Raw genomic sequence first — 21,804 nt, forward strand, 5'->3', positions numbered from 1 at the left:
TAACTATTGCATCGAATGGCGAGAGTTCAACTGCAGTCCCGTGAATGTTCCGCATTACCCCGGTGAATACTGTCAGTATCATCCGTGACCTGGCGTATACAAGTTACACAAAAAGACGATACTTAAGCCAATCCCGTACTGATACCGTACATACCTCAAATCTCTTCAGCTTTTACAGGAATCTCGCTTGCTGGCGCTTGATCACTTCTTTGTTCTGAATCCAGAGACCGACAAGCTGGTGTCAGGCCAATACGACTATGGCCTGGTGGTGTTGTCGTTGCTGATTGCTATAGGCGCCTCCTACATGGGGCTAACCCTGGCTGCCGCTGCGCGCCGCAGCAACACCCTTTACATGCAGCGCCTGCACCTGTTCAGCGGTTCTGCCTCTCTGGGCTTTGGCATCTGGTCCATGCATTTTATCGGCATGCTGGCCTTTGAAATGCCCACCCATGTGCACTATCACCCCTGGATTACCGCGCTTTCCGCCGCTCCGAGCCTGTTTGCCTCCTGGGTAGCGCTCAGCCTCCTGGCCCGGCACGACCTGACCGGGCAGCGACTGATCGGTGGTGGCGTGGTGGTCGGGGCCGGCATCGGTGCCATGCACTATCTGGGCATGGCCGCTATGGAGATCGGGCCGGCACTTCGCTACGACCCAACGTTATTCGCACTGTCGATTGTGGTGGCGGTGATGCTAGGCACCCTGGCGCTGTGGATCAGCTTCGGACTGCGCCACAGAACGCGCCTGCGCGGGTACAAGCGCCGTTTACTCGCCGGTACCGTGATGGGGCTGGCCATCGCCGGCATGCATTACACTGCGATGGAAGCCGCCCGGTTTATCGGCCAGCCCGCCCCGGATTTTCTGCCCGGGAGCAACAGCCACACCATTCTGGCACTGACCATTGCATTCGTAACGGTAACGCTCAGCCTGCTCGCCTCCGGGGTCAACGCGGTAGCCCGTTATCGCGCCCTGATGAGGCGCAGTCAGGAAACCGCCAGCGAACTGCGCACCATTGTCGATGCCGCCGTAGATGGCATTATCAAAATTTCCGATCGGGGCATTGTGCTCTCCTTTAACGAATCCGCTGAACGCATCTTCGGTTACCGCGCTGATGAAGTCGTGGGCAAGAATGTCAGCATGCTGATGCCGAACCCCCATCGTGATGCCCATGACGGTTATCTGAAAAACTATTTGCGCACCGGAGAACGTAAAATCATAGGCTCTGGCCGCGAAGTATGGGCTCTTCATAAAGATGGCCATCAGATTCCGGTTCGGCTCGGCATCGGGGAATCCCGGCTGGGCGGCATCAGCACTTTCGTAGGCTTCATCACTGACATTTCCGAACGCCATCGAATGGAAACCGATCTGCGCCGGGCGAAAGAGGAAGCTGAGCAGGCTGCCGCCGCCAAAAGTGCGTTTCTGGCCAACATGAGCCATGAAATCCGCACCCCGATGAACGCCATTATCGGCTTCACAGACCTGGTACTGGACACACCGCTGGATGAAACCCAGGCACGGCATCTTGGCGTGGTGAAAACCTCGGCCCGGTCTCTGCTTAACCTGCTCAACGATATACTGGACACCGCCAAACTGGACGGTGGTCATACCGAACTCGAACTGCACGATTTTAACCTGCGCCGCCTCTGTGACCAGGTGATTGCCACGCAATCCCTGAATGCCGCGCGCAAAGGGCTGTATCTGACACTGGATTACCAGGCCGGAGAATACTACCAGGGCGATCCCTTGCGCATTCAGCAAGTGGTGCTGAATCTGTTAAGCAATGCCGTAAAATTCACCCAGACAGGCGGCGTCACCCTGAAGGTGCAGGAGCCCTCTGTGCACAATGTCGTTATCCGGGTTGAGGATACCGGCATTGGCATTTCTGCCGATCGCATCGACAGGATTTTCGAACCGTTTACCCAGGCCGATTCCAGCATGACCCGTCGCTTTGGTGGCACTGGCCTGGGCACGACCATTGCCCGACAACTGGTGGAACTGATGGGTGGCACCATCAGCGTGACCAGCAGCCCGGGTGAGGGCTCGGTTTTCCAGGTAGAACTGCCTCTGCCTAGCGGCCTGGCCGTGGACGAGGATACGCTGGCAGACCAGGAAGTCGCTCTTCCCCCTTTGCGCATTCTGGTGGCTGATGACGTGCCACAAAATCTCGAACTGCTGAAAACCCTGCTGCTTCACCGCAAACATGAGGTCACCACGGCCGGGAACGGACAAGAAGCGATAGACCTCTATAGTAACCAGGTTTTCGATCTGATTCTGATGGATGTGCAAATGCCCGGAATAAACGGCCACGAAGCCACCCGGGCGATACGTCGACATGAAGCAGCCGCCCAGCGACGATACACGCCCGTAATTGCTCTTACCGCCAGCGTGCTGGAAGACGATCGGAGGCAGGCTTCGGAGGCAGGGATGGACGGTTTCGCCATCAAGCCACTCAATCTGCCGGAACTCACTGCCGAGATGGCCAGAGTCCTGGGCATAGAGGCTTCGGCTCCGAGCAATGCAGGCGATGATGTCGACGACAGCACGATAGATACCGTCACGCTCAGGCAGCTCTGGCCGGACACCCAAAAACACCTACGGGCGGCAGGACGCCTGTTGCAAGCGCCAGAGAATCAACCCGAAGCAATCCGGCTCTGCCCCGATAACCCGACAGCCGAAGCCCACCGGGTTCGCGGCATTGCCGGTAATCTGGGTTTCCGGCGTTTAGCGGCAACGCTGGCAAACCTGGAGACCCGGCTGAAATCGGAAAAACCGGTGCCGGAGGCCCTGTGGCAGGAGCTCCAGAACGATTTTGATCGGGCACGCCAGTGGCTGACCGAACAAGCAGCGGACTCTGAAACGCGCCCCGCAAGCTGGACTGAACCGGATGCCATAGACCCGAAAACGCTGGCACAAGTGATCGAACGCCTGAGCCAGGGCGAAATTCCGGAACGCGCTATCGACCTGCTGAAGCCAGGACTGCCCACGGAGATCGCCGATGCGATGAACGAGGCTCTCGACGACTTCGAACCAGAGAAAGCGGCCGAACTTCTGATCACTTTTCGCGATACCCTGGAGGCCTCGCAATGCTGACCGACACCAAGACCCTGCTGCTGGTGGACGACGAGCCAGCCAACCTTCAGGTACTGCGCAACGTACTTTCCGACCACTACCGGCTGCTGTTCGCCAAAGATGGTGAACGGGCGCTGGAACTGGCACGCAGCGAAAAACCGGATCTTGTTCTGCTGGATGTGATGATGCCGGGCATGTCCGGTTACGAGGTGTGCAAAACCCTGAAGGCCGGCCAGGAGACCCGCGCTATCCCGGTAATCTTCGTCACCGCATTGTCTGATGCCGATGACGAAGCCAGGGGCTTTGAGCTGGGTGCTGTGGACTACCTTACGAAACCCGTGAATGCGGCGATTGTCCGGGCCAGGGTGAAAAACCATCTGTCGCTGGTGCGTATGGACGAGCTGATAGAGACTCGGTTGGCCGTCGTTCAGCGGCTGGGGCGCGCGGCGGAATACAAGGACAACGAAACCGGCCTGCACGTTATCCGCATGAGCCATTTCTCGCGGTTGATCGCCCTGGAGGCCGGCCTCGGCGAAGCCTGGTCCGACACTCTGCTCAATGCCGCCCCGATGCACGATATCGGCAAGATCGGCATTCCGGACGCCATTCTCCAGAAACCTGGCAAGCTGGAGCCGGATGAGTGGGTCATCATGCAACGCCACGCGGAAATCGGGGCGGAGATCATCGGTGAAGACGGCTCAGATCTGCTCAACATGGCGCGGGAAGTGGCCATGAATCACCACGAGAAATGGGACGGCAGCGGCTACCCGAAAGGCCTGAAAGGAAGCACCATTCCCATCTCTGCCCGGATCGTGGCCCTGGCTGATGTCTTCGACGCTCTCACCAGCGAGCGCCCTTACAAGAAAGCATGGCCGATAGAACAGGCAACGGATTTGATTCGCGAGCAAAGCGGCAAGCATTTCGACCCGGAACTGGTCGGAGCCTTCTTCCGCTGCCTGCCTGCGATACTTGAGGTGCGCCAGCGTTGGCAGGAATCCTGACTAGAGCAACCGGTAACGGCTGATCAACTCATCAACCCGGATGACGCTGTTCTCCAATTCACCTGCCAACCCCTGCACACTGTCGGCCTCGTTGGCCACCTCACTGTTACGGGTGGCCACTGCATGAATGTTCTCGTTGATCTGTAATGACGTGGCAGCCTGTTGCTCACAGGCTGCAGCGATCTGGTTGTTCATACTGCTCACAGAATCAATGGCCTGCTCGATGCGGCTGATAGCCTCAGCTGCCTGCTGAATCGCCCGGTTGGATTCTGTGGAGCGGGTCTGTCCCATTTCCATGGCGGCGCTGGTGGCCTCCGACAGGTTTTTCAGTTCGTCTACTGTCGTACGGATTTCCTCAGTGAACTCCTGGGTCCGACGCGACAAGGATCGGACTTCATCCGCCACTACTGCGAAACCGCGGCCATGTTCGCCGGCCCTGGCTGCCTCAATAGCCGCATTCAAAGCCAGGAGATTGGTCTGATCAGAGATATCGTGAATTGAACCTGTAACTCTGGCGATAGATTCCACTTTGTCAGCCAATTGAGCCACCATCCGAGCGCTGTCTTCCAGTGCCTTATTGGTTGCATCAGTCATTGTTCGGGCACTGGCCATAGCCTGGCTGCCCGCAGAGGCAGAATCGGCGGCATCTTTGGCGGCTTCCGATGCCAGTTGCGCATTGTGGGCCACTTCCTGCACGCTGGCCGACATCTGATTGGTGGCTGTCGCTACCTGATCAGCCTGTTGCTGTTGGTCATCAACGTATTGTCGTGTGCGCTGACTTGCCTGGAGCAACTGCCTGGAGTTGCTCCCCAGTGCACCGGAAAAATCCCGCATCTGTTGGATCAACTCGCTGACTTTTTCCATCATCTCGTTGAACGATGCACCACTGGCAGTTCGATCATCAACAGGAAGGCGACCCGACACATCGTGGTCACGGTCAAAATCCTGAACAATCGACATCATCTGGAAAGCCTGATTACGTTCTTTGTTCATCAACAAGGCAAAAAACACCAATACGCATGCCTCAAATACCACAAAGCCAGCATGAAGGAACACCACCCCCCAGCTACTACCGTGACTGAAGACCATCACAGGTAAGGAACCAATATGAGCTCCGGCCATTTGCAGCCCATTGAATACGAGATGGTGTACAGCAATCGTCAGTGCCGCCGCGACCACGGGCAACCAGTCACGATAGATAATGACCAACGCCAACGCTGCGAATATGTGGAAATGCATTTCAATGCGCCCAAGCTGAGCCTGAATCATCACCGCAGAGAAGAGCATCAGACACACAGCGAATAGAGTTGAGCAGGTCCTGGTGCCTCGCAGAAAGCGGTAACCCATCACCGCCAGCGCACCAATCAGGCTTGACGAAACCAGAGCAAAACCATGGGTGTCATAACCCAAAGGCACCAGCAGACCTACGACAGGAACATGGGCCAACAGAATGAAGAGCAGTTGCCGATCCGTGGATACCGCCTGTTGCCGGGACAGGTCCTGGATACGGATAAGGTTGGCCATGTGATTTTTCCTCAAAGCGAAAAAGAAATGGGCGGGCAGACAAAATACTAACGGCCAATCAGGTTGGCGATTGATAGGGTTATTCCGAAAATCACGGACTTTTGTTACATACGCCTGTCGCCCTCGTCAGATCGCTGGCTTTTGCTGCCCTCAGTAGTTATACATACGCCCCCGAGGCACACTTCCCATCCACCAACTTTGAACCCGAAAGGTGCGGCTCGGGACGAGTTCTGTCATGATTGGCGGCTGATTTCTGACGGATCAGGAACTGTCTCACGTGAAGCACGATTGTCATTACCATCCGGGCGACCCTGCCAAGTGGCATTGTGGCGAATGCCAGATGCACTACTGCAGCCGTTGTATGCCGGATGCCGATACCCGCCAGCGTCGGGGGCTTTGTCCCCGCTGCAGTAAAGCCATGCGTTATCTGGGCGCCGCCACTGAGGTGGTGCCCTTCTGGCAGCGGGTCGGGGCCTTTTTCCGTTACCCCTTCCACACCGATCCGCTGATTGTCATCGCCATCTGCACGTTGGTTCCTGTGGTGGCGCCAGCCAATATTATTGGCCTGATCATCTGGCTGGTACTGGCGCTGGCGCTGTTCAAGTACACCTATGCGGTGATCAATCACACCGCTGAAGGCCATCTGAAACCGCCAGCGGTGTCGGTGGCGTTTACCGGCAGCGGCTTTGACATTGTGGTGCTGCAACTGCTGGTGTTTGTGCTGATGGGCGGCCTGGTAGGCGCCGCCGCCATGCTGGGCGGGCCGATACTGATGATGCTTGCGGTGGCGTTTGTAGTGCTGGCACTGCCGGCCAGCATCATGGTGCTGGCCATGGAACGCTCGGTGGGCGCAGCTGTAAACCCCATGAACCTGGCGGTGCTGATCTCGCGCATCGGCACGCCCTACTTCCTGCTTTACGGATACCTGATTTTGCTCACCCTGGCTTCCGGCGCGGCGCAGGATTTTGCCGTGAACCATTTTCCCATGTGGGTGGCCCAACCCCTGGCCGGTTTCCTGAACAGCACCTTTACCCTGATCCTGTTTCACATGCTGGGTTACCTGCTGTTCCAGTATCAGGAAGAACTCGGTTTTGCCTCGGACATTCAGGACGAGATTTCGGAAACCGACCAACACCAGCGGGATCGCAGCAGCCGGTTTGATGCCGATCTGGACATGAACCTGAAAGACGGCAACTACGACCGCGTGCAGAGCATGCTCAAGGAAGCCCTCAAACGGGACCGGACCAACCCTACCCGCATCGGCCAGCTCTACCAGTTGCTGACCGCCCGCAATGATGCCGAAGAGCTGTACCGCTACCACCCCAGGATTATGGCCTGGCTGGCCCAACGACATGATGGAGACGGGCTGAATCAACTGTTACAGACCCTGCAGATGGTGGAGCCGAAGTTCCAGCTGGACGACCCGGAACTGGCGGTGCAATGCGCCGGCATCCTGTACCATCGCGGCCACCATAAAGCGGCCATCCGTTTGCTGCAGGATTTCCACAAACGCTTCCCGGACAGCGATCAGCTGGCACCGGCCTATCTGATTGTGGCCCAGGCCCTCGCCAATGGCCTGCAGCAATGGGAAAAAGCCGGTGCTTTCCTGTCGTTCATCAAGAAGCGCTGCGTGAACCATCCGGCCCACGAGCACATTGATGTCTGGCTGGAGCAGGCGGCGAACCAGCAACCCTTGAAAGGCCCAAAAGCGAGCTTTCAGGTTTCAGACTGAGGGCGTGCCTGCCACGCCTCAGCCGTGAACCTCCAACAACTGCCGGTAATGGCGTGCTTTCGGCTCCATCTGCAGTTTCTCGAACTCCGCCACCAGAAGCCGGCAGGCTTCGTTCACCATGTCCGGTTCGGCCTTGGCTCGCAGGCGTTCAAACGCCTTCTCTGCGGCTTTGAAATCATGGCGTTTCAGGCTGGCGAACAGCACACGATTGTGCGCCTCCGGTGCCAACGGATGATAGGCCTCGCCCTTGCTCAGATACTCTTGCCAGACATCCACCATCTGTTCCGGCTGCCGCCGGGCGATGGCATCGTCCATCATTTCTTCGGCACGCAGCCGGTAGCTGTCCAGGTCCGGCCTTAATTTAGCCAGTTGATACAGGTGCTCGAGCAGCACGGGCCGTTCCGGATAACGCTCCCGCAACGCCTCGAACTGGCGCCGGGCCAGATCGAACTCCATGCGGCCAAGGCTGGCCATGGCCTGGCCATAGGCCTTGGTGAACTGTTCGTCCTGTTCTTCCTGCTCCGGTTCGAAGAACTCTTCTTTCACCTGCAGCCAGCTCTGACCCAGCAGCCACACCAACCCTGCACCGGCCGCCAGGCCACCGGCATGGGCCATATAGGCAATACCGGTGGCACCGGCAAACCAGTAGTCATAGATTTCCTTACCCAGCCAGACCGGCAGCATGGCGATCGCCGGTGCCCGGAAATAGTTGAAATAAACGCCCAGGAAGTAGAAGAAGCGAATGCGCTGCAGCCCGTAAATAGCCACATACATGCCCATCAACCCGGAAATGGAGCCGGAGGCGCCCACCAGAGGTACCTGACTACCCATGGAAAAGGCGGTGAATACCAGGCCGGACAAGGCACCGCAGACAAGATAAGCCACCAGAAAGCGCCCCGGGCCCAGCGCTTTTTCCACGGTAAAACCCAGCAGGAACAGGAACAGCAGGTTACCAATAATGTGGCCCCAGCCGCCGTGCAGGAACTGGTAGGTAATGAGCGTGTACAGCGAGAGCTCTGCCGGCACCAGTCCCAGCTGATAGGCGCTCATCCGGCTGATCCACTGTTGCTCGATCGCCGAGCGCTGCTCCAGCCACAGGTTACGCTCGGCCGGGGCCCAGATCAGATCCCGGTTCTGCTGCAGATACTGGTAAAACTCACGATCCAGCAGCAGCGTCACCGCCTGCCAGAGTTCTTCCTCATTTTCCTGAAGCTGCTGGAACTCCTGCAACTCCAGAACCCGTTGCTGGTTGCCTTCGAACTGGATTTCCCGCTGCAGGTAGTCCTCGTAGGCGGGGGCCTCCAGGGCCAGCAGATCGCTCTCCAGATAGTCTTCCAGTGCGGCTTCGAGCTTGCGGTCGTCTCCGCCCTGGTAGAACAGAAACACCAGCAAACAGGCCATGATCAGGCCCAGGGTTACCCAGGGCGGGCGTTTCCAGTTAACGGCATTCTCGGCAGGAATAATCAGCATGGGCGGTCACAATTCATCATAATCTGTCCCTGAAAAGCTGCTTTTTACCACAGCGGGGCCTTCTTTTCCCGGTGTAATCACACAGTCACACAAATGCCATTCAATCGGTAGCTACAGAACCCGGGTGGCTATCGACCATTCGCCAATTGCCGTTATGGCCTCTGACATCAATAGTGAAGGGGACATAACAAAAAACGCCGGGCACTCGACTCGAGGAAGCAGCAAATGACCGTACTTGTTCTGGACAACCCCGATATGCTGGCCAAGGCCGCCCTGGCCTTCGCGGGCACTAACGGGCAACTGGCGGCTGACGCCGACCGTCCCCACCGTACCCGATTCCACTACGGTTTCAACAAACACACTCTGGATGCCCCGGATATCGATATGCTCAAGCGGCACGCGGCCTATATCAAAGGGCACCCCGGCATGCAGGTTCGCATCCACGGCCACGCCGACAACTTTGGCTCTGCCGAATACAACCGGTTTCTGGCCCGGCTCAGGGCCAACGCCGTGGCCCGGCTACTGATTCAGGAAGGCGTGTCGCAATCGTCCATCCTGCTTGCCACCTGGGGCTCGGATCGCCCGCTGACCCGGCCGGAGGACCACGCCGCCAACCGGCGTGTGGAACTGGAATACCTGAGCCTGGACGTCGCCCGGGCGCTGTAATCGACAGAAACACAAACGGGGCCCCAAGGCCCCGTTCTTCAATGGCTGGACACCGTTTCAGCCATAAACCTGCCAGACGTTCCAGAACAGCAACAGTGCCGCAACCAGAATCGCCAGCCAGGTTAGCAGGATACCAATCATGCGTGCCCAATGTGGCCCGCCCTTGCCGTTGATCATTCCCCAGGCATGCAGAATGCGGCCCACCACCAGCGCCATCCCGGTCCAGTAGATCAGCGAACCGGAAACGCCATTGAGCTCCGCAATGGCGAGCATGATCAAACCCAGCGGTGCGTATTCCACAAGATTGGCGTGGGCCCGGACGGCAGCTTCGAACTCCGGATCCTCATTGACGCCCAGGCCCTTGCGGTATTTCAGCCGGTACTTGACCACCTGAGCCGACAACAACAGCAACAGCAGGCCGGTGACGGCCGCAAAAACAGCAGTGACAGGTACGATCATGTCAGCCCTTCTTGATCTTGTTGACGATGGCCAGCAGCAGCACGGCCCCGACTGTTGCGGTGACCAGGCGACCAATGGCACCGTGGGCCGACAGCTGCAACAGGCCAAACAGGAAGCCGCCAATAAACGAGCCGACAATCCCGATACCAATGTTGGCCAACACGCCAAAGCCCTTGCCCTTCATGATCAGTCCGGCCAGCCAGCCGGCCAGACCGCCAATGATCAGAAACCAGATCAGGTTCATTATGTCACTCCCCAGATGTCCAGAATCAGCGTCAGTTTCGTCCGAAAGACTGCCCTGTTTTCACTGGCTGTTCAAGCAGTTCCGTGGGTAAGTGCGAGGTCAGCAATGGCCTCTTCCATCTGTTGGCGACAACGGTGCATCAATTCGGGAATGTCCTCGCTGGTCATGCCCTGTGTTTCGACTGGCGGGAGAATCCGCAAAGGCACAGGCTCCCGTCGTCCGGTCCAGCCTCTGGATTTGCCATGGTATTCGCCCGCACACACCATGGTGATGGGTGCGCCAGCGGCAACGGCCATGTGAAATGCCCCTTTCTTGAAGCTACCCAGGCCACGGCCACGGCTGCGGGTTCCCTCCGGAAACACCCAGATGCTCTTGCGTTCCCGGTTAATGGCGTCGCTGGTGGCCTGCATGGTGGCCACAGCTTTCGCCGCACGGCCGCGATTCAGGATGATGTTGCCTCCCAGCCAGAATACCTGCCCGAAGAATGGCACCCAAACCAGTGAAGATTTACCAACCGCCACCCCACGTGGCGGTAACAAATCACCCATTACAAACAGATCATCGTTCTGCTGATGATTGGCGATAATCACGGTCGGCCGATCCTTGGGCATGTTTTCAGCGCCGTAGAGGGGGCGCTTCATTCCCAGAATACATCGGCCGATTCTGGCCACAACCCAGCCCAGGATGCGGTTGTTGTCAGGATTGAAAGGCCGAAAGAGGTAGAGCAACATCATAACCAGGCATACGACAGGAACGCTGAGCCAGGCCAGGATTTTTCGAACTTGTGACATTCTGTTTGATCCGATTCACTGCATTTTGGCGCACAAGTGTACGCCAACATCACAGAGCGGCGACAGTATCAATTTGTTCCATACCGTAAGCCGGCTTTGCCTCCACCACATAACGCAACGGGCCGGAAGCGTCCAGGCTGTCAAACGGGTAACAGGTGATCAATACCAGGGTATCCCGGGCCAGAGACCGGGTATCCAGAGACTCACGGGAACTGTCCACCACCCGGGTGGCTGTCACCTGATAACGTCGCCACTGCCGATCCATGCCCTGCAGCCTGACCGCATCGCCCGGTTCCAGATGCTGTAGATGCCGAAAGTGGGTGTCACGGTGGCCCGCGAGCACCACCGGCGCACCGGGGCCTTCACTACCGGGCACCCGCCCCGGACCAAACGCAAGGCTTTCACCATGAACGCCCTCCAGCACGATCATGGACACGCCTTGTTCCGGTATATCCAGCTTCGCCACTGGCCAGGTATCGGCCCAGGGCCAGGGCCTTGCCTCGCTCTGTCGGGCCTGGCTCTCGGCCCAGGCCAGCTCCAGCATTTCCTGGGCCACCAGTGCCTTGAACGGAATCCACAAACCAAAGACCAGCAGGGTGGCGGAACAACCCACCAACAATAGCAACGCCCGGCTCATAGCGTCTGCCTCCGGCTGAGCATGACAATGGCCAGCGAGAACATCAGCCCCACCAGCCCCAGGGCGGTCAGCAACGGACCGAAGGTGGCAGTTTGCGGGTAACGCAGCATTCCGGGCTGGCTGCCTGCCGGCAGCAAGGTGGGCACGGCCTCCTGATTGAGGGATTCCCCCTCTGGTCGGGATACACGCTCCTCAATGGCGACGAAGCTGGTGAACGGCGACATCACACCGTGGCTCAGTGATAACTCGACGATGGCCGCTTCATCGGGCTCAGTGCCCGCCAGGCGCGCGCTGTCCATCACTGCATCGATGCGCCCCCGGGCCCACTGTCGGTCCAGGCCCTTGCCCGGCGCAGCACTGGCAAGATCCAGGCTGGTGCGCCACGACCGGCCACCGGGTAAACGGCCAGAGACCGTGAGCTCCCCTTCAGCCGGTGCGCCACGAACCACCTGCAGCAGAGGCTGGCCATGGAAGAGATCCCCCGGCTTGGCCGGCACAGGTTGCGCGGCGTTGCCCGGCCATTGCACTTCGACATCGGTCATCACCGGCGCTTCCATGGCGGCAAACAGTTTGCCCAGGGCTTTATCCACTTCCGCTGCGCTGTGTACCGCGGTGTACTGGCCCCGGCCCCAGCGCGCGGCTTCCCGGAGAAAATGCATATTTGGAGCAGAACCAATGGCGACGGTAAACAGCCGACGGTTTCCAAGCCCGGTGCGGATCTGATCGAACAGGGCCGATTCATTTCCGACGGCCCCGTCCGTCATGAACACCATCTGCTGCACATGGCCGGACGACTCCGAGCCGTCCATTCCCATCGCCAGTGACAGCGCACCGGCCATTTCCGTGCCGCCATCGGCGTCCAGATCCTGCACATAACGACGCGCCCGGGCCAGATAGTGGCCATTGGCGGGCACCGGTTGCGGATAAAGGGCGTGGGCCTGACTGTTGAACTGGATAACATTGAACCGGTCTCCGGGGCGCAGAGTATCGAGCCCGCGCAACAAAGCCGAACGAGCCTGCCGGATAGACTCCCCGGCCATGGAGCCAGAGGTATCAATAACAAACAGCAGCTCCCGGCGAAGAACCTGGCCGGTGGTCGCCGGCGGCATGACCATGGCCATCAGAAAATCCTCGCCTCGCCATTGCTGATGGAACAACGCCGCCGTCGGCGCCTGGCTGCCGGCGGGCCGCCAGCGCACGATCACATCCCGGTCCATCAATACCGGCCCCTGTTCCGGCGCCACTTTTGCGCGACTACCCTCCAGCTCTACCTGCAAGGGATGGCTGGGGCTGGTCACCTCATCTACTGGTAACCCGGCTTCGATCTCCAGGGCAATGGTGGCGCGGTGACTGCCGGCGTTTACATCGTCAGGAAGCACCGTAAACGGACTGATTTCATCGGCATCGGCAACTTGCGTGGTGGGTAATGACCAGCCGGATTGCCAGGCACTGGCGGGCGCAGAAACAGGTGCGCCAGGCATGTATCGGGGGGTAAGCGTGGTAGGCAAACGCAACTCGAATTCGCCATGACGATAATTTACCGGTTGCTGATATTGCACTTCCACGGTCACTTCCTCGCCCGGTGCGATGTTGGCAATCCGGCTGGTGAACAGGTTAGGCCGGTTCTGCTCCACGGTCGCCGCTTTCTGGCCAGCCTGCTTTGCCTTTTCATAGTTCTTGCGGGCCTGGGCCCGGGGTTGTAGCTGGCCCACAATCCGCCGCTCGCCAACGGTCATGGTGAGGCCATAGACACTGGCCTGCTCCGGTAACGGGAATACAAACAGGCCTTCCTGCCAGACATCGCTGGTGTTGCGAAAGGTACGGGTCAGGTGCGTCTGCGCCAGCAACCCGGTCACCTGCACTTCAAACCGGCTGTCCAGAACCAGGGCCGGTTCCTGCCATGCACTTTTGCGATCAACCAGATACAGCTGCCCGGGCTGCTCGGATTCCATGGCGCGGGCCTCGGCATACAACGGATGCACAAACAACATCAGCACCATAGCCAGCCAGAGGCTGATGCCCTCGGCGCAGCGGATCATGTTTCGTCTGGCGCGGGTCGACAGCAACGGTTTTAAGGAGGGATGGTGACATTCCGGCCGAACGACCGGGTTAGCAAGCAGCGATAGCAGCATCATTGGATTTTCCTTGTCTTGATGGTGATGCCACTATTTCAGCTCAACCACGGGGCAACCCGATGGCAGAAACAGGCAGGCTGACGATGAAAAATGATGAATTATGGCAATGGCTTCTACATCGCTTGTGTGCCATGGTCAGCGTGATTTAATGGCACTGCGATTTCGTCAACAAGGCAGACTGAACCGACCATGAAGAAGCACATCGTCCTGATTGAGGATGAAGCCGGCATCCGCGACAACTATCGCGCGGCCTTCGAACGCCGGGGTTACCGGGTATCCACCTATGGCGACCGGCCGGCGGCCTGGCAGGTGCTGCGCCAGAGCCTGCCAGATCTGGCAATTATCGATGTCGGGCTGGGCGAGGAAGCCGAGGGGGGCTTTACCTTGTGTCAGGATCTGCGCAGCCTGTCTGCCACCCTGCCGATTATTTTCCTGACGGCACGCGACAGCGACATCGACTCCGTACACGGCCTTAGGCTGGGCGCCGACGATTACGTCACCAAAGACATGAGTCTGGAACACCTGCTGGCGCGCATCACCGCCCTGCTTCGGCGCGCGGAAGCCTGGGCCGAAGCGCTGCAGAAACCCGATGACATCCTCACGCGGGGCAAGCTGACCCTGAATGTGGACCGGATGACCGTGGCCTGGCAGGGCCAGCCTGTGGACCTGACCGTAACTGAATTCTGGATGTTGCATGCCCTGGTTCAGCACCCGGGCCATGTACGCAGCCGCGAGCAGCTGATGGAAGCCGCCAGCACCGTGCTCGATGACAATACCGTGACGTCCCACATCAAGCGCATCCGTCGCAAATTCAGCCAGCTCGATGACCGGTTCGACGGCATTCAGACCGCCTATGGCATGGGCTACCGCTGGAATGCCCGTGAGGTCTGAGTCTTGAGCCTGAAACGGCAGTTGCTGCTGGCCAGTTTGCTGATGCTGCTGGTTCCCTGGGCAGGGCTACGCTTTGTGCTGGAACTGGACAGTGCCCTGCGCCAACAGGCCCTGCAGCAGCTTCAGGCCCAGGGCGCCCGTCTGGCAGACGTGGCCGGCGACCGGCTGCTGGATACCCCGGTCGCCACCGACCAGGGCGCCATCTACGCAGGCAGCACCGACCAGGCCATCACCATTGATGGCTACGGCCATGAGTGGCCCGGATTCGACGAGGGTGACCAGCCTGCCCCCTGGCAAACCGCCGGCACAACGTCCCCGTTACGCTGGCAGGCCAGTCACGATGACCAGTTCCTGTATTTGCTGATCCAGCGACTGGATCAGGGCCTGGCGCTCTATAATCCCGCCCGACCAGACCAGGCCCATGAACGCCTCGAATTATGGCTTCAAGCCCCGGCCCGGGAACTGGGCACCCACAACCAGGGGCAACGCTGGTTTATCCGTGCGGTGGCCCCTGGTGACGTACCGGTGTACCGGGCTGAGCCGGCACAAGCCAGAGATCACCGGCTACAGGCCAGTTGGCAGGACAAAGGCGCAAGCTGGGAACTTGAACTTAAACTCCCCTTGCCATCACCAGGCAGCCGGCTTGGCTTTCAGGCCACCAGGGAAGGTCAGCCAAACAACAACACGGGCACAACACTGGCGCCACCACCGCTGCTGGTGCAACAGGACAACCGTCTGGAGCACCTGCTGAAGAGTCAGATCAGCCCCGGACAGCAGGCCACAGTACTGGAACCGGGGTCCTGGATACTGGCCCACAGTCGGGTCGCTGCGCCAGCCCCAGCCTCGGTGTTTGATGACTTGTCCCCCGGGCAGATTCTGGAACAGATCAGCCTCAACGCACTGAGTGGGCTGATTCGCTTGTATCAGCCGGAACCGATGCACTTGCCGAAGGAAAACAATCGGCTTGAGATGACGCGGTTGCCCGACAACGGTCTGGTTCGACACGACGATGGCTCGGTCTGGCTGGCCACGCGGCATGAGTTGTTCGGCGGCCGAATCCTGTTACTGGAGCAGTCCCTGGATCAGTTACTGACCCTGTCCGGTTCAACCCTGGGGAGCGTTCTGGCCCGGAGCCTGTTGATCATTCTGGCATTGATGCTGGTGCTGCTGGGTTATGCCAGCTGGCTCTCCTGGCGCATTACGCGGCTGCAGGCACTGGTTGAGGCCAGTGTCGATGACGATGGTCGCATTCTGGCCGCCATTCCCTCACCCCGAAGCCGGGACGAACTCGGGCAACTGCAGCAGCACTTTTCCCAGATGGTAGCCCGCCTGCAAAACTACAATCAGTATCTGGAGAGCTTTTCCAGACGCCTCTCCCACGAGCTGAAAACCCCGGTCGCGGTGGTGCGTTCTTCCCTTGAGAACCTGGCCCAGGGAGTCGCCGAGAACGAACGGCAGCAATACCTGGAGCGTGCAGCTACCGCCACCGAGCGCCTGCGACGTATCCTGCACAGCATGAGCGAAGCCGCCCGGCTGGAGCAGAGCTTTGAGGACACCGAAAAAGAGCCGTTCGATCTGGCCCGGGTGCTGGCCGAAGCCACCTCCGCGTACCAACAGTTGGATACCGGGCATCGAATCGTTTATTCAGGCCCTACTTCTGATTGTGTGATGAACGGCTCGCCGGAAATGCTGGTGCAGATGCTCGACAAGCTGGTGGACAACGCCCGGGATTTCACGCCAGAAGGCGGCGGCATTGATGTTTGCCTGCACATTCACGATGGCCATTACCTGATCGAGGTGTTTAACGAAGGCTCCCGACTGCCTGACCATGACGGCGTCGATATTTTCGGTGCGTTCGTCTCGCAACGCAGCGGCGCCCACGACGGGCATCTTGGCCAGGGCTTGCTGATCGTGCGACTGATTGCCGACTACCATGGTGGCCGGGTAGAGGCCAGAAACCAGCACCAGAGTGGCATTGACGGGGTCTGCTTCCGGGTTATCATCCCCGCTACCGAGGCCAAAGCAAGGACATTACCGTGAGTGCCGACACCAGCAGTCTGGATTTTCACCCGCTCCGGGCGGATCTGTACCAGGAACTGCATTCCCGACCGTTCCAGATTATTCCGCCCCATGCCCGGGTCACTCAGATTGCGGTGATCACCACACCGGAACAGCGAACCCGGCAGTTTGAACATCTCCAGAAACTGCACCGGCTGCTGGGTGAACCCTGGCCGGAACACGAGGTAAGCTGCTACGAACAGAGCTTCGGCAAGCTTCGGATCCGGCGTGAAGTGCATATGGAGTTTACCTCCTACACCTTCATCAATCTGGCCGATTCAGACGCGGATCCGTTTGCGGAAACCGGCTTGAGCCTGTTGCCGGACGGCTGGCTGGCGCAGCTGGAGGGTACCGTGGTGGGGGCCTTTCACGTTGAGGTGCGCGCCTCCTCAGAGGACGCACGCAGCGAGCTGGCCTTTATGCGCAAACATTTTGAAGGTATGCGCCTGGTGGGTAGCAGCCCGCAGGAAGGGGCAGCCCGGGTACTCGGCTCATTCCAGTTGCACAGCGACAATTTCGGGCGGTTCATGGTGCTGAACCACCATATGTCCAACAGCCAGCTTGGTCGACTGGTTCAGCGTTTGATGGAAATCGAGACCTATCGCCTGATGTCGTTGCTGGCCTTACCCGTGGCCCGGGAAATCACCCCTTCCCTGAACGACATGGACCAGCAGCTTGCCCGCATTACCCAGTCTCTGGCGGACAACGAGAGCCTGGATGAACAGCAGATTCTGGCCGAACTGACCAACATCGCAGCCCGAATCGAAGCCTACCGTGCCCATACCACCTTCCGGTTCTCGGCGACCCGGGCCTATCACCGGCTGGTGCTGACCCGGCTGGAGGAACTACGGGAAGACGAAGTCTCCGGCCACCTGACCATCACTGAATTCATGACCCGGCGCCTGACCCCGGCGGTAAAAACCTGCGAAGCCGTCAACGAACGCCTGGAAGATCTGTCACGCCGGGTCGACCGGGCCTCTGAAATGATGCGCACCCGGGTTGAGCTGGCCATCCAGAGCCAGAACCAGCAACTGCTCAGTTCCATGGACCGCCGTTCCCGCATCCAGCTGATGATGCAGCATACCGTGGAAGGCTTCTCTGTGGTGGCCATCTCCTATTACCTGATTGGCCTGTTGAAACTTGGGCTGGACGCCCTGAAGGGTACCGGGCTACCGATCAACGAATCACTGGTGACAGCCCTGGCCATACCGGTAGTGATGGTGCTGGTGTTCATCGGCATCCGCATCATCCACCATCGTTTCATCCGCATGGCACGCCGGCAGTAGCGGTTCAGCAGAAGCGCGGATCCCCGGCGAACTGGCGATAGAACTGCTGGGCAGTGCGGCCATTGCGCACGCCCTTGCCGGTGGCAAAGCGCACCGCCTCCAGGTGCAGAGCTTCACGGTCCTGTACCTGGGGAAACAGCAGATCCACCGCCTGCAGATAGACATCCTGCGAAAACGGGTAGAACGACAACTGAAGACCGAACCTGTCGGCCAGCGACACCTGCTCCTCAATAGCCTCGGCCGGATGCAGTTCGCCATCCCGGACTTCGCTTTTGAGGTTGTCGCTCATGAATTCCGGCATCAAGTGGCGCCGATTAGACGTGGCATACACCCGCACATTCTCCGGCGGCAGCTCCAGTGAGCCTTCCAGCACGCTTTTCAGTGCCTTGTACCCGGATTCCCCCACATCGAACGACAGGTCATCGCAATAGATCACAAACCGGAACGGCAGATCGCAGATGTCGTCGACAATTTCAGGCAGATTGACCAGGTCGTCCTTGTCCACCTCGATCATGCGCAAGCCCTGATCGCAATAGCGGTTCAGAAGGGCCTTGATCAGCGAAGATTTGCCCGTCCCCCGCGATCCCCAGAGCAGCGCATTATTGGAGGGCTCACCCGCCAGAAAACGTTCGGTGTTCCTTGCCAACGCCTGCTTCTGGTGGTCGATGCCGGTCAGCGCCGGCCACTGCACCGGGTCCAGCCGGCGAATGGCCCGCAAGCCTGAACGATGCCTCCGCCAGACGGCGGCTGGTGTGTGTTGCCAATCAAACGCCTGTTCTGCCATGGGCTGCGGTTCCTCGTTGAAGATTTCACAAAGTCTGTATGAATTCTGGCCAGCTATGGCTGTCAGAGGTTACGATTTGCAACTACACTGTAGCGGTAAGCAACATAGAAGGTTCATTTTGACATTCCCCACGTTTTCAACGCTACAGCGCCCGATCTTAGTCGTCTCCCGGCTATCTTTCATGGCTCTGCTATTGTCGTTGGTTGTTGCCGGGCTCGCCCGGGCAGAGTCCCCTGAGGACAGGCCTCCGGTGATTACCATCGGCGTAGTCGCCGACAACGAGCCATACACTTTTTTCGAAGGGCGCACTCCAACGGGATTTTCCATTGACGTCCTGCGAGAAGTCGCTCGTAACGCCAACCTGACCTTCGATTTCCGGGCCGGCAGCTGGCCAGACATTTACGCGGCATTCCTGCGGGGCGATCTGGACGCCATTGATGGTATTTCCTGGCGCCCGGAGCGGGCTGAAAAGATCCTGTTTACCGAACCCTACCATTTTCGCGAAGTCTACCTGATGCGCGACAGCGCTCGTTACCTGCCCCCAATCCAGAAACTGAAGGACCTGGCAGGCCTGAAAATCGGAGTGGTGGAGAACATATACTACCTGGATCGGCTGCAGGAAGAAGACCTCACCATAGAGACCTACGACACCCTGCCCAGCCTGGTGCGGGCCCTGGCCTTTGGCTGGGTGGATGTAGCCGTTGGCCCACGCCTGACCATGGAGTACCTGGCCAACCAGGCCGGCTTCCGTTTTCTGGAGATGGCCGGGCCCGCACCTCTGGACCAGTTATCGCGGGAAGACTTTCGAATTGGCGTCAGAGTTGGCGACCGGCTACTCCTCGACCGCTTACAGGCCGGGCTGGATGCCATTCCGACAAACCGCCTGAGTAATCTGCGCGAACGCTGGCAGGAGTTCGGTGGCTATTCTTCAGAACAATCCGCCAGGCTGCCTTTAAGTTCCGAACAACTACGGTTCCTGGCCAGCCTCGGGCCGGTTCGAGTTGGTTTCATGGACGATTATGCTCCGTTCAGCTTTACCGATGGCGGCCGAACCCTGGGACTGAGCGTGGACGTTATGGATCGTCTGGCCGACCTTACCGGCCTGCAGATCATTCCGGTACGCGGCCAGTGGGACGAGCTGATTCCAATGCTGCAGAACGGCGATATCGATATCATGGCAAACATGTCCTATCGCCCGGAACGGGAAGCCTTTGCCCGTTTCACCGAGCCCTATCACACTATCCCCAATGTCATATTTACCCGCAGTGACAGCCTGAACTACACCCGGCTGGAAGACCTGAGAAATTACCGCCTGGCCATCGGTGCCGGCATCTATTACGAAGAGGCCGTCAAAGAGATTCTGGGCACAAAAAATCTGCTCACCTTCAGCACCCAGGAGCCTATGTTCCACGCCTTGGCGAAGGGCGACGTGGATGTAGTGATCAATGCTCTGCATTCGGGCAATTACTGGATACATGAACTTGGCATCAGCGGCGTGCGTATTGCCGGCGAACTGGTACTTCCCGGTTTTACCGGAGAGGATCTGCGCTTCGGCATCCGACCGACCCTGTCGCCCCTGGCGGATATCCTGAACCAGGCTCTGGCGTCGATCTCACCCACCGAGCAGAGAACCATCGAAACCCGCTGGCTCGGCGCCACGGCCCGCCGGGCTGACCAGTCAGGTGGCCGAATTGAGTGGAATGAAACGGAAGCCGACTGGCTGCAACAGCATAATCGCAGAGTCCGTATTTGTGTCGATCCAGACTGGAGCCCGCTGGAAGCCGTCGAGAATGGCCAGCATGTTGGACTCTCATCCCAGGTACTGGAGCTATTCCGGGAACGGGGTGACCTCAATTTCGAGCTGGTGCCAACCGACAGCTGGCGGGAGTCCATTGACACCGCCCGCGACCGCCACTGTGACATGTTCCCTATGGCTATGGAAACCCCGGAACGCACCAGCTACATGAACTTCACCACACCCTACCTTGAAGTGCCTAATGTCATCATGGGGCGTATTGAGGCACCATTTATCGAACGGCTGAGTGACATGGGCGACAGGCCCGTTGGCGTGGTCGACGGCTACGCGTTTGCCGAGCTCCTCAAGCAACGTTACCCCTCGCTGCGGCTCGTTCCGGTTGCCTCCGAGCAAGAAGGATTACGGCAGCTGCAAAACGGCAAACTGGCCGGCTACATCACCACGCTGGCGACCGCCAGTTATTACATGCAGTCACTCGGCCTGGCCGACCTGAAAGTGATCGGCCGGGTTCCTGCCGACTGGTCTCTGGCCATTGCTACTCGAAATGACGAGCCTATACTGCACAACATCATGCAGCGGCTGGTTTCCAGCCTCACTCGAGAGGAGAGGGAAAACCTGGAGAGTACCTGGCGTAATCTCCGGATTGAGGAACGGGTTGATTACACCCGTTTCTGGCAGATTCTGATTGCCGGCCTTGTGATAACGGCTCTGCTGGTGTACTGGAATCGCAAGCTCGGCCGCCTGAACCGGGAGCTGGCCGAGGCCAACGAAGCATTATCACGGCTGAGCGTAACCGACAATCTCACTCAACTGGGTAATCGCAGCTATTTCGACCGCGAGTTTCCCCGCAGCTTCCAGTGGTGCCAGCGCCATAAAGCCGGCTTCGCGGTGGCCATGGTGGATGCCGACCACTTCAAGAAAATCAACGACACCTGGGGCCATGAAGCCGGTGACCAGTGCCTTCAGGCACTGGCTGATGTGATGCGGGAGCACTTCCGCCGGGAAACCGACCGGTTGTCGCGTTTTGGTGGTGAGGAATTCATAATTTTCACCAGTTACGAAGACGCATCCGATATCATGGACCGACTGGAACGTTTCCGGACAGCGGTTGCCAACCGGCAGTGCGATACCTGCCAGGGTAGCCCGATCGAGCTGACGGTCAGTATTGGCCTCGCCTATGGCGTGCCCGAGCCGACCGGCTCACCGGCAGAGTATCTGAGGCAGGCCGATCAGGCGCTCTACGCCGCCAAGGGCAATGGTCGAAACCGCCTGGAAGCAAGACAGACCGGACGCAAGACATAAG

General features: G+C 59.0%; 16 protein-coding genes. 8 read left to right on the forward strand and 8 right to left on the reverse strand.

What is annotated here, in order from left to right:
• Positions 1–187: 187 nt before the first annotated feature.
• Both MARHY_RS17065 and MARHY_RS17070 read left to right on the forward strand, forming a co-directional pair.
• Complete coding sequence (locus MARHY_RS17065; RefSeq protein ID WP_014422927.1) at positions 188–3,088, forward strand: MHYT domain-containing protein; 2,901 nt, start codon at positions 188–190, stop codon at positions 3,086–3,088.
• A complete protein-coding gene (locus MARHY_RS17070; RefSeq protein ID WP_014422928.1) occupies positions 3,082–4,068 on the forward strand; it encodes a response regulator in 987 nt (328 codons plus the stop codon). Before MARHY_RS17065 ends, MARHY_RS17070 begins: the two co-directional genes overlap by 7 nt.
• Here the strand turns inward: MARHY_RS17070 and MARHY_RS17075 are convergent, their stop codons facing one another.
• Positions 4,069–5,592: a methyl-accepting chemotaxis protein gene (locus tag MARHY_RS17075; protein ID WP_014422929.1), complete on the reverse strand. Its 1,524-nt coding sequence runs from the start codon at positions 5,590–5,592 to the stop codon at positions 4,069–4,071.
• A gap of 277 nt (positions 5,593–5,869) precedes the next feature.
• On the opposite strand from MARHY_RS17075, the gene MARHY_RS17080 reads away from it, so the two are divergent.
• Entirely contained in the window at positions 5,870–7,324 is a 1,455-nt protein-coding gene (locus tag MARHY_RS17080; protein ID WP_041655157.1) for a hypothetical protein, read from the forward strand.
• Positions 7,325–7,342: 18 nt separating this feature from the next.
• On the opposite strand, the gene MARHY_RS17085 is transcribed toward MARHY_RS17080, so the two are convergent.
• Positions 7,343–8,794 (reverse strand): rhomboid family intramembrane serine protease, encoded by a 1,452-nt coding sequence (locus MARHY_RS17085; protein ID WP_014422931.1) that lies wholly within the window; start codon positions 8,792–8,794, stop codon positions 7,343–7,345.
• 225 nt (positions 8,795–9,019) lie between these two features.
• On the opposite strand from MARHY_RS17085, the gene MARHY_RS17090 reads away from it, so the two are divergent.
• Positions 9,020–9,460, forward strand: coding sequence for an OmpA family protein (locus tag MARHY_RS17090; protein ID WP_011787086.1), 441 nt, complete (start codon positions 9,020–9,022; stop codon positions 9,458–9,460).
• Positions 9,461–9,517: 57 nt separating this feature from the next.
• Here MARHY_RS17090 and MARHY_RS17095 read toward each other — a convergent pair whose 3' ends face one another.
• The 5 genes from MARHY_RS17095 to MARHY_RS17115 all read right to left on the reverse strand — a co-directional run bounded on the left by MARHY_RS17095 (position 9,518) and on the right by MARHY_RS17115 (position 13,726).
• Positions 9,518–9,919, reverse strand: coding sequence for an MAPEG family protein (locus MARHY_RS17095; protein WP_014422932.1), 402 nt, complete (start codon positions 9,917–9,919; stop codon positions 9,518–9,520).
• A 1-nt stretch (position 9,920) separates the two neighbouring features.
• On the reverse strand, positions 9,921–10,163 hold the full coding sequence (locus tag MARHY_RS17100; RefSeq protein ID WP_011787088.1) for a GlsB/YeaQ/YmgE family stress response membrane protein: 243 nt from the start codon (positions 10,161–10,163) through the stop codon (positions 9,921–9,923).
• Between the two features lie 71 nt (positions 10,164–10,234).
• The gene (locus tag MARHY_RS17105) at positions 10,235–10,954 is read right to left on the reverse strand and encodes a lysophospholipid acyltransferase family protein (protein ID WP_011787089.1); all 720 of its coding nucleotides are present in this window, start codon (positions 10,952–10,954) and stop codon (positions 10,235–10,237) included.
• Between the two features lie 49 nt (positions 10,955–11,003).
• Positions 11,004–11,591, reverse strand: coding sequence for a class GN sortase (locus MARHY_RS17110; protein ID WP_011787090.1), 588 nt, complete (start codon positions 11,589–11,591; stop codon positions 11,004–11,006).
• Positions 11,588–13,726: a marine proteobacterial sortase target protein gene (locus MARHY_RS17115; RefSeq protein WP_014422934.1), complete on the reverse strand. Its 2,139-nt coding sequence runs from the start codon at positions 13,724–13,726 to the stop codon at positions 11,588–11,590. The genes MARHY_RS17110 and MARHY_RS17115 overlap by 4 nt, the downstream gene beginning before the upstream one ends.
• Before the next feature lie 189 nt (positions 13,727–13,915).
• On the opposite strand from MARHY_RS17115, the gene pdsR reads away from it, so the two are divergent.
• Genes pdsR through MARHY_RS17130 form a run of 3 tightly spaced genes read left to right on the forward strand, consistent with a single transcriptional unit; the run spans position 13,916 to position 17,961 of the window.
• On the forward strand, positions 13,916–14,617 hold the full coding sequence (gene pdsR / locus MARHY_RS17120; protein WP_014422935.1) for a proteobacterial dedicated sortase system response regulator: 702 nt from the start codon (positions 13,916–13,918) through the stop codon (positions 14,615–14,617).
• A 3-nt stretch (positions 14,618–14,620) separates the two neighbouring features.
• Positions 14,621–16,657: a proteobacterial dedicated sortase system histidine kinase gene (gene pdsS / locus MARHY_RS17125; RefSeq protein WP_014422936.1), complete on the forward strand. Its 2,037-nt coding sequence runs from the start codon at positions 14,621–14,623 to the stop codon at positions 16,655–16,657.
• Positions 16,654–17,961: a DUF3422 family protein gene (locus MARHY_RS17130; RefSeq protein ID WP_014422937.1), complete on the forward strand. Its 1,308-nt coding sequence runs from the start codon at positions 16,654–16,656 to the stop codon at positions 17,959–17,961. The genes pdsS and MARHY_RS17130 overlap by 4 nt, the downstream gene beginning before the upstream one ends.
• A 4-nt stretch (positions 17,962–17,965) precedes the next feature.
• Here MARHY_RS17130 and MARHY_RS17135 read toward each other — a convergent pair whose 3' ends face one another.
• Positions 17,966–18,745, reverse strand: coding sequence for an ATP-binding protein (locus MARHY_RS17135; RefSeq protein WP_014422938.1), 780 nt, complete (start codon positions 18,743–18,745; stop codon positions 17,966–17,968).
• 181 nt (positions 18,746–18,926) lie between these two features.
• On the opposite strand from MARHY_RS17135, the gene MARHY_RS17140 reads away from it, so the two are divergent.
• Positions 18,927–21,803 (forward strand): transporter substrate-binding domain-containing diguanylate cyclase, encoded by a 2,877-nt coding sequence (locus MARHY_RS17140; protein WP_014422939.1) that lies wholly within the window; start codon positions 18,927–18,929, stop codon positions 21,801–21,803.
• The last annotated feature ends 1 nt before the right edge of the window (position 21,804 follow it).

Source organism: Marinobacter nauticus ATCC 49840 (assembly GCF_000284615.1).
Lineage (GTDB): Bacteria > Pseudomonadota > Gammaproteobacteria > Pseudomonadales > Oleiphilaceae > Marinobacter > Marinobacter nauticus.

What these genes read in the sequence shown, in the direction of transcription:
- MARHY_RS17115 (WP_014422934.1), bottom strand. Translation starts at nt 13,726, where the DNA reads ATGATGCTGCTATCGCTGCTTGCTAACCCGGTCGTTCGGCCGGAATGT.
- MARHY_RS17090 (WP_011787086.1), top strand. Translation starts at nt 9,020, where the DNA reads ATGACCGTACTTGTTCTGGACAACCCCGATATGCTGGCCAAGGCCGCC.
- MARHY_RS17100 (WP_011787088.1), bottom strand. Translation starts at nt 10,163, where the DNA reads ATGAACCTGATCTGGTTTCTGATCATTGGCGGTCTGGCCGGCTGGCTG.
- MARHY_RS17140 (WP_014422939.1), top strand. Translation starts at nt 18,927, where the DNA reads ATGGCTCTGCTATTGTCGTTGGTTGTTGCCGGGCTCGCCCGGGCAGAG.
- MARHY_RS17095 (WP_014422932.1), bottom strand. Translation starts at nt 9,919, where the DNA reads ATGATCGTACCTGTCACTGCTGTTTTTGCGGCCGTCACCGGCCTGCTG.
- MARHY_RS17075 (WP_014422929.1), bottom strand. Translation starts at nt 5,592, where the DNA reads ATGGCCAACCTTATCCGTATCCAGGACCTGTCCCGGCAACAGGCGGTA.
- MARHY_RS17105 (WP_011787089.1), bottom strand. Translation starts at nt 10,954, where the DNA reads ATGTCACAAGTTCGAAAAATCCTGGCCTGGCTCAGCGTTCCTGTCGTA.
- MARHY_RS17135 (WP_014422938.1), bottom strand. Translation starts at nt 18,745, where the DNA reads ATGGCAGAACAGGCGTTTGATTGGCAACACACACCAGCCGCCGTCTGG.
- MARHY_RS17070 (WP_014422928.1), top strand. Translation starts at nt 3,082, where the DNA reads ATGCTGACCGACACCAAGACCCTGCTGCTGGTGGACGACGAGCCAGCC.
- MARHY_RS17110 (WP_011787090.1), bottom strand. Translation starts at nt 11,591, where the DNA reads ATGAGCCGGGCGTTGCTATTGTTGGTGGGTTGTTCCGCCACCCTGCTG.
- pdsR (WP_014422935.1), top strand. Translation starts at nt 13,916, where the DNA reads ATGAAGAAGCACATCGTCCTGATTGAGGATGAAGCCGGCATCCGCGAC.
- MARHY_RS17085 (WP_014422931.1), bottom strand. Translation starts at nt 8,794, where the DNA reads ATGCTGATTATTCCTGCCGAGAATGCCGTTAACTGGAAACGCCCGCCC.